Source organism: Nonomuraea jiangxiensis (genome assembly GCF_900099965.1).
GTDB lineage: Bacteria > Actinomycetota > Actinomycetes > Streptosporangiales > Streptosporangiaceae > Nonomuraea > Nonomuraea jiangxiensis.
The window spans coordinates 1-16,359 of the sequence record NZ_FNDJ01000022.1; the positions used below are offsets into that span (position 1 = coordinate 1).

Genomic DNA, 16,359 nt, shown 5'->3' on the forward strand with positions numbered 1-16,359 from the left:
TCATCCACCCCACCCGGATAACGACAAGCCATCCCCACGATCGCGATCGGCTCACGAGCGCGGGTCGTCAGCGCGCGGTTCTGCTGGCGCAGCCTGGCCGTCTCCCGCAGAGAGGCGCGCAGTGCCTCGACGAGCTTTCCGTCACCCTCCGCCATTCTCTTCACCCCTCCTTGGTCTCGTCATCCAGCTGCCCGTTGTCCAGCGCCATCCTGATCAGGGCTTCGGTATCCAGTTCGTCGATCGCGTCGACGTCCGCCGTCTCGTCTGGGGCTATGGCTCCGTTCGTACCATCGGGACGCACTCCGGCGAGCTCCAGCAGCCCGTCCAGCAGTCCGGCGGCGCGCAGTGCCGCCACCTGCACGGTCTGCAGCGCCCTGCGGATCGCCGTCTCGTCTTGGCCGTTGACGGCACCGTGATCCCCGCCGTCGGTCTTCGGTGCGATTCGCTTGATCAGGTAGTCGACGACCGCTCGGACCGATGGATGATCGAACACCAAGGTGGTCGGCAACCGGAGCCCCAGCGCGGCACCGAGCCCGTTCCGCAACTCCACCGCCGCCAGCGAGTCGAAGCCCAGCTCCTGGAATGCCTGGTCCGCTGGCACGGACGCGGGCGAATCGTGGCCGAGCACCGCCGCTACCCGTGCGCGTACCAGTTCCGTCACCGCTGCCAGACGCTCCGCGGCAGGCAACTCGGCCAGCCGGTCAGCGAACGAGGCGTTACCGGCCGGGGCGTCCAGCGCGGCCCTGCGCCGTACACCGGCCAGGTCACGCAGCATCGCGGGCAACCGCTCCGCCGGCTGGGCACGCAACGTACCCACCGACCAGCCGGCCGCCACCACAACTCCCTGCCGGCCCTCGGCCACCACTCCATCCAGCACCGACAGGCCGACACCAGCCGACAGCGGGATGAACCCCTCCCGCACTATTCGCTCCCGTTCCCGATCGGACAACCGACCGGCCATGCCTTCTTCGGCATCCCACACACCCCACGCCAGCGAGATCGCCGGCAGCCCGGCCGCGGCCCGGGCCACAGCCAGCGCATCCACCGCAGCGTTGGCCGCCGCGTAGTTGCCCTGCCCCGCCGCACCCAACGTGCCGGCCAGCGAGGAGAACACCACGAAGTGCGCCAGATCATGCTTCCGGGTCAGCTCGTCCAGATGCCAGGCCGCATCCACCTTCGGCCGCAGCACCGCCTCCACTCGCTCGGCCGACAACGACGTGATCACCCCGTCGTCCACCACCCCCGCCGCATGCACCACCGCCCGCAACGGATAGGCCTCACCGACCTCCTCCAGCAACACCGCCAGCGCCTCCCGGTCGGCCACATCACAGGCCGCGACAGACACCTCGGCGCCCAGCCCGGCCAGCTCGTCGCGGAGTTCGGCCGCGCCGGGGGCATCGGCACCCCGGCGGGAGACCAGCAGCAGATGCCGTACGCCGTGTTCGGCCACCAGATGCCGGGCCACCAGCGCGCCCAGCCCACCGGTGCCGCCGGTGATCAGCGTGGTCCCATCGACCGGCCACATGCCGTCGGCATCCTTACCGCCTACCTGGCCGGCTGCCCCAAGCGATACTCCACCGTCGGGGTCGGCGGATGCGACGTGCGTCATCCGGGACCCCCACAGCCGGTCGCCGCGCAGCGCCACCTCCGGCTCACCACAAGCCAGCGCGGCACGCACACCACCCGAAAGGCGATCCTCACCACCGGCCGTGGTGATCGCCACGGCACTCGCCGATGCCCCATCCCGACCCAGGGCGACCTGCGCGCCTTCCAGCGAACCGTCGTGCGGGTCAAGGTCGATCAGGGTGATCCGGCCGGGTTCCTCCGCCTGAGCGGCCCGTACCAGTCCCCACACCGCCGCCTGCACCGGATCCGGAACCTCACCGTCGGCCACGGCCACCGCGCCCCGGGTCACCACCGCCACCGGCCGCGTGTCCGCCTCGGCCAACCAGGTCTGCAACTCGCCCAGCACATCCCCGACGGCCCGCCGCACCCGCACCGGAACCGGGACGTCACCGTCCACCGGCTCTCCGCTACCGGCCCCCGCACCTCGGGCGGCAGATCCCGCTCCCACTGAAGAAGCGACATCCAGCACCGCGACATCCGGCATCGCGGCAGCGGGCTCGGCGTCACGCTCGTCCACCGTGGCCAGCGACCGCCAAGTCACCTCATACAACCACCGGGCCGGGACCGCGCCGCTCAACTGCCCAGGAGCCAGCGCTCGCGAGGTCAGCGCCTCCACCGAAGCCACCGGCCGACCACCCGGATCGGTGAGGTCCAGCCTGACCTCGTCGCCGTCCAGTCGGCGCAACCGTACTCGCAGCGCGGTGGCACCGGCGGCGTGCAGGGTGACGCCGTTCCAGTTGAACGGGATCAGCGGACCACGTTCCCCGGCCTCCTGCTCGGCCAGCATGCCCACGTGCATCGCCGCGTCGAGCAGCGCGGGGTGGACGCCGTAGCCCGCCGGATCGGCGACGTCGGTCGGCAGCGACACCTCGGCGTAGAGGTCGTCGCCGTGTTTCCAGGCTCGGGTGAGGCCGTGGAAGGCGGGGCCGTAGCCGTAGCCGTGATCGACCAGGCGGTCGTACAGGCCGGTGGTGTCCAACGGCTGAGCACCTGGCGGGGGCCAGGCGTGGCCCAGGTCCGCCACTGCATCGGCGGAAATGGCCGGAGTGAGGGCGCCGGTGGCGTGCCGGGTCCAGGTCCCGTGATCGTCTTTGGAGTGGATGCCGATCTGGTGCCGGCCGTCTTCGTCGGGTGGGCTCAGGATGATCTGGAGAGTGATGCCGTCGGTGGTGTCGGGGATGGGCAGGGGGCTGTGCAGGGTGAGCTCTTCGATGGCCGGGCAGCCGACCTGATCGCCGGCGCGCAGGGCCAGCTCGACAAAGGCGGTACCGGGCAGGATCGGGACGGCGTTGATGGCATGATCGGCCAGCCACGGCTGAGCGGTGACCGACAACCGTCCGGTCAGGATGACGCCACTGTCGGGCTGCTCCACCACCGCACCCAGAATCGGATGGTCGGCGGTGCCCAGACCAAGCGCAGCCGGATCGCCGGCCGGAGCCGAGTGCAGCCAGTAGCGGCGATGCTGGAAGGGGTAGGTGGGGAGATCCAGGTCGCCGGTGCGAGCACCGCCTGGCCTGGTCGGCCAAGCGGTCCAGTCCACGGCCATGCCACACGTCCAGGCCTGGCCCAGCCCGGCGACCAGTTGGGCGGTCTCGTCCCGATCACGCCGCAACAACGCCACCACCGAGGCAGGCTCTGCGTCCCCGCGGCCGCCATCGGCACTGCGGACCTCAGTGTGTTCGTTGTCGTCGTAGTGGGTGAGGGTTTGTTCGATCATGGGGGCCAGCTGAGCGTCCGGACCGACCTCGACGAAGCAGCCGACCTGATGCCGGGACAAGGTAGTCACGGTGTCGGCGAACCGCACCGGCCGCCGCACGTGCTCCACCCAATAGCCGGGCTCGGTGATCTCCTCGCCGGCCACGTCACCCGAGACGTTGGACACCAGCGGCAACTCCGGACGCCGCAGCGTCAACCCCGCCACGACCTGCTCGAACTCGGCCAGCATCGGCTCCATCAAAGGCGAGTGGAAGGCGTGCGACACCCGCAGCGGCCGGGTCCGATGCCCGTGCTGCCGCGCCCACTCGACGACCTCGGCGACCTGGCCGGAAGCGCCGGAGACCACCACCGCGCCGGGCGCGTTCACCGCCGCCACCGAGATCTCGCCACGCCCGGCCAGCACCGGGGCGAGCTCCTCTTCGCCGCAGCCGATCGCGGCCATCGCGCCCCCGGCCGGCAACGCCTGCATCAACCGCCCACGAGCCGCCACCAACCGGCACGCATCCGCCAAATCCAGCACCCCGGCCACATGCGCCGCAGTGATCTCCCCCAGCGAATGCCCAGCCACATAATCAGGCCGGACCCCCAACGATTCCAGCAGCCGGAACAACGCCGTCTCCACCGCGAACAACCCGGCCTGCGCGAACACCGTCTGATCCAGCACCCCACCGGCACCAGAACCAGAACCAGAGCCAGCAGCCCCAGACCCAGCAGCCTCAGCACCGCCGGTCTCGCCAGTCTCGCCGGTCTCGTCGATCTCGTCGATCTCGTCGATCTCGCCGAGGATGATCTCCCGCAGGCTCACACCACCGGCCAGACCGGTCACAACCCCCGCAGCGTCGGCGGCGGTAAGTTCAGCCTCCAGCAACGCACACGCCTCATCAAAAGCGCGAGCGAACACCGGGAAAGCCGCATACAGGCCCCGGCCCATCCCCAGCCGCTGAGCACCCTGACCGGAAAACAACACCGCCACCCGGCCCGGCCGCACCCGACCCACCACCGAAGACGGCTCCAACACCCCGGCCGCCAACCCGCCGGCTACCAACTCCCCGGCCACCAACCCGCCAGCCACCAACTCCCCGGTCGCCGACTCGCCGACCGCCAGTGCCCGCAGCCCGGCCAGCAGACCCTCCCGGTCCACCGCCGGCAACACCGCCCGATACTCCAACGCCGCCCGGCGCGCCAACCCAGCCGCCACCTCCACCGGACCAGCCGCATCGTGCTCGGCCACGAACCCGGCCAGCCGACCGGCCTGCGCCCGCAACGCCGCCTCGCTCTTGGCCGACACCACCACAGGCACCGGCACCGGCGCAGCCGCGGGGTTGCCCTCGGCCGCTGTGGCCGTGCTGCCGTCCCGCTCGCCCGACGGCTCCCTGGTGAGCGGTTCGTGCAGCGGCTCTTCCTCGGCCGGGGGTTCTTCCAGGATGATGTGCGCGTTGGTGCCGGAGATGCCGAACGACGACACCCCCGCCCGGCGCGGCCGGTCCGGGACCTGGGGCCAGGGCTGGGGTTCGGTCAGCAGTTCCACCGCCCCGCCGGACCAGTCCACCTTCGACGACGGCGCATCGACGTGCAACGTCTTGGGCAACAGCCCGTGCCGCATGGCCAGGATCATCTTGATCACACCGGCCACTCCGGCCGCCGCCTGGGTATGCCCCAGGTTCGACTTCACCGACCCCAGCCACAACGGCGATGGCCGGTCCTGGCCGTAGGCGGCCAGCAATGCCTGCGCCTCGATCGGGTCGCCCAGCGCGGTGCCGGTGCCGTGTCCTTCGACCACGTCCACCTGTGCGGGACCGATTCCTGCCGAGGCCAGCGCCGCCTCGATCACCCGCTCCTGCGAGGGCCCGTTCGGCGCGGTCAGCCCATTCGACGCCCCGTCCTGGTTCACCGCGCTACCGCGCAGCATCGCCAGCACCCGATGCCCACGACGGCGAGCGTCCGACAGCCGCTCCACCACCAACACCCCGACACCCTCGCCCCAGCCGACCCCATCAGCCGCCTCAGCGAACGACTTACACCGCCCATCAGCAGCCAACCCCCGCTGCCGCGAAAACTCCACAAACGCATCCGGCGTGGCCATCACCGTCACCCCACCCGCCAGCGCCAGATCACACTCCCCGCTACGCAACGCCTGCGCCGCCAGATGCAACGCCACCAACGACGACGAACACGCCGTGTCCACCGACACCGCCGGCCCCTCCAAGCCCAACGTGTACGCCACCCGGCCCGAAATCGTGGCCCCACCCGTACCCGACGGGGCATAGTCGTGATACATCACCCCCGCGAACACCCCACCGCTGGTCTCCCGCAACGACGTCGGATCGATCCCCGCACGCTCCAACCCCGCCCAGCACACCTCCAGGAACTGCCGCTCCTGCGGATCCATCTCCGCCGCCTCACGCGGACTGATCCCGAAAAACGCCGGATCGAAATCCGCCGCCCCGTACAGGAACCCACCCTCCCGCGCATAGGAACGACCCGGCTTACCCGGCTCCGGATCATAAAGACCGGCCACATCCCAGCCACGATCAGCCGGAAAACCACCCACCGTATCCACACCATCCACGACCAGCCGCCACAACTGCTCCGGATCATCCACCCCACCCGGATAACGACAAGCCATCCCCACGATCGCGACGGGATCGTCGGTGACCGCCACCTGACGCCGCGTCCTCCGCTGGTCGGCCTTCCCGCCTAGCAGCTTGCGCAGGACGAAGTCCGTCAGCGCGTTCACCGACGGGTGGTCGAAGACCAGCGTCGCCGGCAGGGTGAGCCCGGCCGCCCGGCCCAGCCGGTTCCGCAGGTCCACCGCCATCAGCGAGTCGACGCCCAGTTCTTGGAAGGCCCGGTCCACCGGGACCGACTCGGCCGCGCCGTACCCCAGTACTGCGGCCGCCTGCGCGCGTACCAGTTCCGTCACCGCCGCCTGGCGCTCTGCGGCAGGCAGCTCGGCCAGCCGATCAGCGAACGAAGCATTGCCGACCGGAGCATCCAACGCAGCCCTGCGCCGCACACCGACCAGATCATGCAACATCGCCGGCAACCGCTCCGCCGACCGGGCACGCAACGTACCCACCGACCAACCGGCCGCCACCACAACACCACGCCGACCCTCGGCCACCACCCGATCCAGCACCGACAGACCAACACCAGCCGACAGCGGGATCAACCCCTCCCGCACCATCCGCTCCCGCTCCCGATCGGACAACCGACCGGCCATGCCCTCCTCGGCATCCCACACACCCCACGCCAGCGAGATCCCCGGCAACCCGGCACCGACCCGCCCCACCGCCAACGCATCCAACGCAGCATTGGCCGCCGCGTAGTTACCCTGCCCCGCCGCACCCAAGGTGCCGGCCAGCGAGGAGAACACCACGAAATGGGCCAGATCATGCTTCCGGGTCAGTTCGTCCAGGTGCCAGGCCGCGTCCACCTTGGGCCGCAGCACCGCCTCCACTCGCTCGGCCGACAACGACGTGATCACGCCGTCGTCCACCACCCCCGCCGCATGCACCACCGCCCGCAACGGCCGCGCCTGGCCGATCCCCTCCAGCAGCACCGCCAGCGCGTCCCGGTCGGCCACGTCGCAGGCGGCGACGGTGACCTCGGCGCCCAGTTCGGTCAGCTGGTCGCGGAGTTCGGCGGCGCCGGGGGCGTCCAGGCCCCGGCGGGAGGCCAGTAGCAGGTGCCGTACGCCGTGTTCGGTGACCAGGTGCCGGGCCAGCAGGGCGCCCAGCCCGCCGGTGCCGCCGGTGATCAGCGTGGTCCCATCGGCCGGCCAGGCCGCCACGGGCTCCTCGCCGAGGCGTGCCCGCTCCAGCCGGGGTACCCATGGCCGGTCACTGCGGATGGCCACTTCTGGCTCGTCGCCGGCCAGCGCCGAGCTCTCAAGCGTGCTCAGCTCCGGCTGTGCGGCAGTCCCATCAGCGGCTGCGGCGCGCCCTCTCGTCCGCACCGGCTCCAGGTCGACCAACGTGATTCGGCCGGGGTGTTCCTGCTGGGCCGCGCGCACCAATCCCCAGACCGCCGCGCCCGCCGGGTCCGGCGTCTCTCCGTCGGCCACGGCGACCGCGCCCCGGGTGGCCACCAACACAGGTCGCGGATCCTCCTCGGCCAGCCGGTCCTGAAGCTCCGCCAGCACCGCCCCAACGCGGCGCCGTATCCTGTCCGGCAGGTCACCGGCGTCGTCGCTGGCGCCGCCCGTGGCGTCCACCACGGCAGCGCCGTCACGCAGCGCCGGCTCTCCCCCGTTGTCGGCGGCGGAGGCTCCGGTCAGCGGTCGCCACACCACCTCGGTGAGCCAGCGCGCCACCGACGCCGCGGTCGGTGCCGACGGATCCGTCTCGGCCACTGGCCGGGATGCCACCGTCTGCACGGTGGCCACCGGCCGGCCGACGGGGTCGGCCAGGTCCAGCCGGAACCCACCATCCGGCTCCGGGTGCAGCCGTACTCGCAGCGCGGTGGCGCCGATGGCGTGCAGGGTGACGCCGTTCCAGTTGAACGGGATCAGCGGGCCGCCCTCCCCTGTGTTCTCCCCGGCCAGCAGTACCACGTGCGTCGTCGCGTCGAAGAGGGCGGGGTGTAGGCCGTATCGGGTGGTCTGTCCGGCTTCTTCGGGGAGGGTGATGTCGGCGTAGAGGTCGTCGCCGTGTTTCCAGGCGCGGGTGAGGCCGTGGAAGGCGGGGCCGTAGCCGTAGCCCTGGTCGACCAGGCGGTCGTACAGGCCGGTGGTGTCCAGCGCCTGGGCGCCCGGCGGCGGCCAGGCATAGCTCAGGTCCGCCACCGCGTCGGCGGGAATGGCCGGGGTGAGGGCGCCGGTGGCGTGCCGGGTCCAGGTTCCGTGATCGTCTTTGGAGTGGATGCCGATCTGACGTCGGCCGTCTTGGTCGGGTCCGGTCACGGTGACCTGCACGACGACGCCGCCGCTGGCGTCGGCGGTGCCGTTGGTGGGGTCGGGGATGGGCAGGGGGGTGTGCAGCGTGAGCTCTTCGATCGCCGGGCAGCCGACCTGGTCGCCGGCACGCAGAGCGAGCTCGACGAAGGCGGTGCCGGGCAGGATCGGGACGGCGTTGATGGCGTGATCGGCCAGCCAGGGCTGGGTGGTGACCGACAACCGGCCGGTCAGGATGGCGCCGCCGTCGGGCTGCTCCACCACGGCACCGAGGATGGGGTGGTCGGCGGCGGTCTGGCCGAGGGCGGCCGGGTCGCCGGCCGGGGTGGGCTGTAGCCAGTACCGGCGGCGTTGGAAGGGGTAGGTGGGCAGGTCCAGAGGACCGGCAGCGGCCGGTCCGGCGCCGGTGGTCCAGGCCGGCCAAGCGGTCCAGTCCACGCTGGTGCCACACGTCCAGGCCTGGCCCAGCCCGGCGACGAGTTGGGCGGTCTCGTCCCGATCGCGGCGTAGCAAGGCCACCACCGAGGCAGGCTCTGCGTCTCCGCGGCCACCGTGGGCGCTGCGGACCTGGGCGTGGTCGCCATCCCCGCCGCCGGTTTTGCCGGTGTGGTCGTTGTCGTTGTGGTGAGTGAGGGTTTGTTCGATCATGGGGGCCAGCTGGGCATCCGGGCCGACCTCTAGGAAACAGCCGACCCCGTGCCCGCGCAGGGTGGTGACGGTGTCGGCGAACCGCACCGGCCGCCGCACGTGCTCCACCCAATAGCCGGGCTCGGTGATCTCCTCGCCGGCCAGATCACCCGAGACATTGGACACCAGCGGCAACTCCGGACGCCGCAGCGTCAACCCCGCCACGACCTGCTGGAACTCGGTCAGCATCGGCTCCATCAGCGGGGAGTGGAAGGCGTGCGACACCCGCAGCTGGCGGGTCCGATGCCCGAGCTGCCGCGCCCACTCAACGACCTGCTCCACCTGGCCGGACGCGCCGGAGATCACCACCGCGCCGGGCGCGTTCACCGCCGCCACCGCCACCTGGTCGTAACCGGCCAGCACCGACACGAGCTCCTCTTCGCCGCAGCCGATCGCCGCCATCGCACCCCCGGCTGGCAGCGCCTGCATCAACCGACCACGAGCGGCCACCAACCGGCACGCATCCGCCAGGTCCAACACCCCAGCCACATGCGCCGCACTGATCTCCCCCAGCGAATGCCCAGCCACGTAATCCGGCCGGACCCCGAACGATTCCAGCAGCCGGAACAACGCCGTCTCCACCGCGAACAGCCCGGCCTGTGCGAACACCGTCTGATCCAGCACCCCACCAACAGCAGAACCAGACCCAGCAGCCGCAGAACCACCGGACCCGCCGGACCCGCCGGACCCGCCGGACTCGCGGGACTCGCGGGACTCGCGGGACCCGCCGAGGATGATCTCCCACAGGCTCGCACCACCGGCCAGGTCAGTCATAACCCCCGCAGCGTCGGCGGCGGTGAGTTCAGCCTCCAGCAACGCACACGCCTCATCGAAGGCGCGGGCGAACACCGGGAAAGCTTCGTACAGGCCGCGACCCATCCCGAGCCGCTGGGCACCCTGACCAGAGAACAGCACTGCCACCCGGCCCGGCCGCACCCGACCCTGCACCACCGAGGACGGCTCCAGCAGCCCGGCCGCCAACCCGCCGGCCGCCAACTCTCCGATCGCCGGCTCCCCGGCGGCCAGTGCCCGCAGCCCGGCCAGCAGACCCTCCCGGTCCGCCGCCGCCAGCACTGCCCGATGCTCCAGGGCGGCCCGGCGCGCCAGCCCGGCCGCCACCTCCACCGGACCAACCTCGTCATGCCCGGTCATGAACCCGGCCAGCCGACCGGCCTGCACCCGCAACGCCGCCTCGCTCTTGGCCGACACCAGCACCGGCACTGGCAACACCACAGGCACCGACGGCACCGGCGCCGTAGCCGCGGAGTCGCCCTCGGGTGCAATGGCCGTGATGCTGTCCCGCTCTGCCGACCCCTCACCGGCCAACGCTTCCTCAGCAGCGGGTGCGGCCGAACCGGCGCCGACCACCGACGGCTCCTCAACGGGCGGCTCTTCCAAGATCACATGAGCGTTGGTGCCGGAGATGCCGAATGAGGACACTCCCGCCCGGCGCGGCCGGTCCGCGTCCTGGGGCCAGGGCTGGGCCTCGGTCAGCAGCTCCACCGCCCCGCCGGACCAGTCCACCTTGGAGGACGGCGCATCGACGTGCAGCGTCCTGGGCAACAACCCGTGCCGCATGGCCAGGATCATCTTGATCACACCGGCCACCCCGGCCGCCGCCTGAGTGTGACCCAGATTCGACTTCACCGACCCCAGCCACAGCGGCGATGGACGGTCCTGGCCGTAAGCGGCCAGCAGCGCCTGGGCCTCGATCGGATCGCCCAGTGCGGTGCCGGTGCCGTGCGCTTCGACCACGTCCACATCGCCGGGTGTGAGTCCACCGGCCGCCAGCGCCTGGGCGATCACCCGCTCTTGGGAGGGGCCGTTGGGCGCGGTCAGACCGTTGGAGGCGCCGTCCTGGTTGACCGCGCTGCCGCGCAGCACCGCCAGCACCCGGTGCCCACGGCGGCGGGCGTCCGACAGCCGCTCCACCACCAGCACGCCCACGCCCTCGCCCCAGCCGACGCCATCAGCCGCTTCGGCGAACGCTTTGCTTCGGCCATCGGCCGCCAGGCCCCGCTGCCGCGAAAATTCCACAAACGCATCCGGCGTGGCCATCACCGTCACCCCACCGGCCAGCGCCAGATCACACTCCCCCGCACGCAAGGCCTGCGCCGCCAAATGCAACGCCACCAACGACGACGAACACGCCGTGTCCACCGAAACCGCCGGCCCCTCCAAGCCAAGCGCGTACGACACCCGCCCGGACACCACACTGCCCTGCGTTCCGGTGGCCACCAGGCCCTCGGCCTCCGGTGTGGCGACCGCGCCGGAGCCGTAGTCGTTGGCCATTACTCCGGTGAACACCCCGGTCGGGGTACCGCGCAGTCCGGATGGGTCGATGCCGGCGAACTCCAGGGCCTCCCAGGAGGTTTCCAGGATGAGCCGCTGCTGGGGGTCCATTGCCACCGCTTCGCGCGGGCTGAGCGCGAAGAACTCCGGGTCGAAGTCGGCGGCACCGGACAGGAATCCGCCGGTGCGGACGTATGACGTTCCCGGGTGGTCGGGATCCGGATGGAACAGCGATCCCAGGTTCCAGCCTCGGTCGGTGGGGAAGCCGGTGATGCCATCGCGGTCGTCGATCAGGAGCTGCCAGAGGTCTTCAGGACTGGTCACCTGACCGGGGAAACGGCAGGCCATCCCGACAACGGCGATCAGATCACCAGCCGCGTCACCCGCAGGGCCGCCAGCCGGGACGGCCGAAGCCGGGCGGCGGGCAACGGTACCGGACAAGGCGGCATCCAGATGCACCGCCAGCGCACGAGGAGTCGGATGATCGAACACCAGGGTGGGGGTCAGCCGTAGCCCGGTCATCGCGTGCAGCCGGTTACGCAACTCCACCGCGGTCAGCGAATCGAACCCGAACTCCTGGAAAGGCCGATCCGCATCAATGGCCGCAGCGGTGTCATGACCCAAGGTCGCCGCCGCCTGACCACAGACCACATCCAGCAACTGCCGCTGCCGCTGCGGAGCCGACAAGTGCGCCAGCGCCGCCACCAACGGCCGCACCTCACCACCCTCACCAGCCGCACCGGTGGGGTCGGCCGTCCGGGCCGGGTCGGCGGCCGGACGCGTGACGGGACCGGCCAGCTCACGCAACAGCGCCGGCAGATCGGCCCCACGCCGGCCCAGCGCGGCCGGATCGAACCGGGCCGGCACCAGATACGGCCGACCCGCGGCCAGGCCGGCGTCCAGCAAGGCCAGACCCTGACCCCCGGTCAACGCCACCAGCCCCGCGCTGCGCATCCGCGCATCATCCCGCGCGCCGATCCGGCCGGCCATGCCCCGCTCCTCGGCCCACGGCCCCCACGCCAGCGACACCGCCGGCAAACCGGCCGCGGCCCGGGCCACCGCCAGCGCATCGGTGAACGCGTTCGCGGCCGCGTAGTTGCCCTGCCCGGCCCCATCCACCACCCCGGCCAGCGAGGAGAACACCACAAACCGGGCCAGACCATCCTCGCGGGTCAGCTCGTGCAGATGCCAGGCCGCATCCACCTTCGGCCGCAACACCGCCTCCACCCGCTCGGCCGACAACGACGTGATCACCCCGTCGTCCACCACCCCCGCCGCATGCACCACCGCCCGCAACGGCCGCGCCTGGCCGATCCCCTCCAGCAGCACCGCCAGCGCGTCCCGATCAGCCACATCACAGGCCGCGACAGACACCTCGGCGCCCAGCCCGGTCAGTTCGTCGCGGAGTTCGGCGGCGCCGGGGGCATCGGCACCCCGGCGGGAGACCAGCAGCAGATGCCGTACGCCGTGTTCGGCCACCAGATGCCGGGCCACCAGGGCGCCCAGCCCGCCGGTGCCGCCGGTGATCAGCGTGGTCCCATCGACCGGCCAGGCCGCCACGGGCTCCTCGCTGGCATTGTCACCATCCACCCGACCAGCCCCGCCAGGCGATGAGGAGGCTCCACCGTCCGGGTCGACAGATTCCACATGCGACAACCGCGACACCCACAACCCGCCGCCGCGCAGCGCCACCTCCGGCTCACCACAAGCCAGCGCGGCACGCACACCACCCGTAAGGAGGTCCTCACCACCGGCGGTGGTGATCGGCACGGCACTCGCCGATGCCTCCTCCGGACCGACGGCGACCTGCGTGTCTTCCAGTGAACGGTCGGCCGGGTCCAGGTCGATCAGGGTGATCCGGCCGGGTTCCTCCGACTGAGCAGCCCGCACCAGCCCCCACACCGCCGCCTGCACCGGATCCGGAACCTCGCCGTCGGCCACGGCCACCGCGCCCCGGGTCACCACCGCCACCGGCCGCGTGTCCGCCTCGGCCAACCAGCCCTGCAAGTCGGCCAGGACCGTACGCAGAGCGCTCCGCACTCGGTCGGTCACATCACCAGCGCTCTGGGCTCCGTCAGCACCGTCTGTGGAATCGATGACGAGTGTGTCGCCGATGGCCACCTCACTGAGGGGTGCCGACGCCGGCCCCAACTGCCGCCACGCCACTTCGAACACGGAAGGACGGTCGGTGACGGCGGCTCCACCCGATAGCGAGCGGCCCGGGGGGAACAGCCAGTAATGCCGCCGCTGGAAGGGATAGGTGGGCAGATCCAGATGGCCGATGCGGGCACCGGTGGTCCAGGCCGGCCAGGCGGTCCAGTCCACGCCGGTGCCACTCGTCCAGGCCTGGCCCAATCCGGCGACCAGTTGGGCGGTCTCGTCCCGATCGCGGCGCAACAACGCCACCACCGAGGCAGACTCTGCGTCCCCGAGGCCACCGTCGACACTGCTGGCATCGTCGTGGTGAGTAAGGGTTTGTTCGATCATGGGGGCGAGCTGGGCGTCCGGGCCGACCTCCAGGAAACGGCCGACCCCATGCTCGCGCAGAGTGGTGACGACGTCGGCGAACCGCACCGGCCGGTGCACATGCTCCACCCAGTAGCGGGGCTCGGTGATCTGCGGCCCGGCCAGCCGCCCACTCACCCCCGACACCAGCGCCACGGTCGGCGGATGGAACGCAAGCGAGGCCGCCACCGCGGCGAACTCCTCCAGCATCGGCTCCATCAAAGGCGAGTGGAACGCGTGCGACACCCGCAGCGGCCGGGTCCGATGCCCGTGCTGCCGCGCCCACTCGACGACCTCGGCGACCTGGCCGGAAGCACCAGAGACCACCACCGCGCCGGGCGCGTTCACCGCCGCCACCGCCACCCGGTCGTAACCGGCCAGCACCGGCGCGAGGACCTCTTCGCCGCAGCCGATCGCCGCCATCGCACCCCCGGCCGGCAACGCCTGCATCAACCGCCCACGAGCCGCCACCAACCGGCACGCATCCGCCAGATCCAACACCCCGGCCACATGCGCCGCGCTGATCTCACCCAGCGAATGCCCGGCCACATAATCCGGCCGGACCCCCAACGATTCCAGCAGCCGGAACAACGCCGTCTCCACCGCGAACAACCCGGCCTGCGCGAACACCGTCTGATCCAGCACCCCACCCACAGCAGAACCAGACCCAGCAGCCGCAGAACCACCGGACTTGCCGGACTCGCCGAGGATGATCTCCCGCAGGCTCACACCACCGGCCAGACCGGTCACAACCCCCGCAGCGTCGGCGGCGGTGAGCTCGGCCTCCAATAATGCGCAAGCCTCATCAAAGGCGCGGGCGAACACCGGGAAAGCCGCATACAGGCCCCGGCCCATCCCCAGCCGCTGAGCACCCTGACCGGAGAACAACACTGCCACCCGGCCCGGCCGCACCCGACCCACCACCGAGGACGGCTCCAACTCCCCAGCCGCCAGCGCCCGCAACCGGGCCAGCAGACCCTCCCGGTCCGCCGCCGCGACCGGCACCACCACTCGATGCTCCAGGCCGGCCCTGCGGGTCAACTCGACGGCCACATCCAGCACGTCGGCCTCGTCGCGCCCGGCCATGAACTCGGCCAGCCGACCGGCCTGCGCCCGCAACGCCGCCTGGCTCTTGGCCGACACCACCACCGGCACCGCCAACCCCACAGGCACCGGCGCGTCCGTTCCAGCGGAAACGGGCGACCCGGCCGGCGATTCTTCGACAGCGGTACCGACGACCGACGGCTCCTCAACGGGCGGCTCTTCCAAGATCACATGAGCGTTGGTGCCGCTGAAGCCGAACGACGACACCCCCGCCCGGCGCGGCCGGCCCTCGACCCGCGGCCACTCCCGGGCCTCGGTCAGCAGCTCCACCGCCCCACCGGACCAGTCCACCTTCGACGACGGCGCGTCCACGTGCAGCGTCCTGGGCAACAGCCCATGCCGCATCGCCTGGACCATCTTGATCACACCGGCCACCCCGGCCGCCGCCTGGGTATGCCCCAGATTCGACTTCACCGACCCCAGCCACAGCGGTGACCGCCGCCCCCGACCATAGGTGGCCAGCAGCGCCTGAGCCTCGATCGGATCGCCCAGCGCCGTCCCCGTACCGTGCGCTTCGACCACGTCCACGTCCGCGGCCACCAACCCGGCGGCCGCCAGCGCCTGCAAGATCACCCGTTCTTGGGAGGGGCCATTCGGCGCGGTCAGACCGTTGGAGGCGCCGTCCTGGTTGACCGCGGTGCCACGCACCACGGCCAGGACCCGGTGCCCGTGGCGGCGGGCGTCCGACAGCCGCTCCACCACCAGCACCCCGACGCCCTCGCCCCAGGCGGTGCCGTCCGCGGCGTCGGCGAACGCCTTCACCCGGCCGTCCGGGGCCAACCCTCGCTGCCGGGCGAACTCGGTGAACGTCTCCGGCGTGGCCATCACCGTCACCCCGCCGGCCAGCGCCAGATCACACTCCCCGCTACGTAACGCCTGCGCCGCCAGATGCAACGCCACCAACGACGACGAACACGCCGTGTCCACCGACACCGCCGGCCCCTCCAAGCCGAGCGCGTACGACACCCGCCCGGACACCACACTGCCGTGCGATCCGGTGCTGAGCAGGCCCTCGGCCTCGGGCACATCCCGGCCGTAGCCGATCGCGTAGTCCGGAGCCATCACCCCGACATAGACCCCGGTACGGCTGCGCCGCAGCCCGGACGGGTCGACGCCGGCGTGCTCCAGGGCCTCCCAGGAGGTCTCCAGGATGAGCCGTTGCTGCGGGTCGGTGGCGGTGGCCTCGCGCGGGCTCATCCCGAAAAAGTCGGCGTCGAACTCGCCGGAGCCTTCCAAGAACCCGCCACGGTCCACGTAGCTGGTTCCGGGGCGGTTCAGCTCCGGATCGTAGAGCGCGTCCAGATCCCAGCCCCGGTCGGTGGGGAAGCCGGAGATGCCCTCCCGCCCCGCGGCCACCAGGGTCCACAGCTCCTCCGGCGTGGCCACCCCGCCCGGGTACCGGCAGGCCATGCCGACGATCGCGATCGGCTCCCGGGCCCGCTCCGTCACATCGCGGAGCTGCCGACGGGTCTCCTGGAGATCCGCGGTGGCCCTGCGCAGGTAGTCACGCAGCCGGTCGTCGCCCGACATGAATC

Annotated in this window: 2 protein-coding genes; both read right to left on the bottom strand. The window is 71.6% G+C overall.

Translation table 11 applies throughout. The features are described from left to right. Nucleotides 1-155: polyketide synthase docking domain-containing protein (locus tag BLS95_RS59940; protein ID WP_218136195.1), on the bottom strand; the 155-nt coding region annotated here is incomplete at its 3' end. Nucleotides 156-160: 5 nt separating this feature from the next. Continuing rightward, nucleotides 161-16,354, bottom strand: coding sequence for a type I polyketide synthase (locus BLS95_RS58350; protein WP_090943097.1), 16,194 nt, complete (start codon nt 16,352-16,354; stop codon nt 161-163). Nucleotides 16,355-16,359 lie beyond the last annotated feature (5 nt).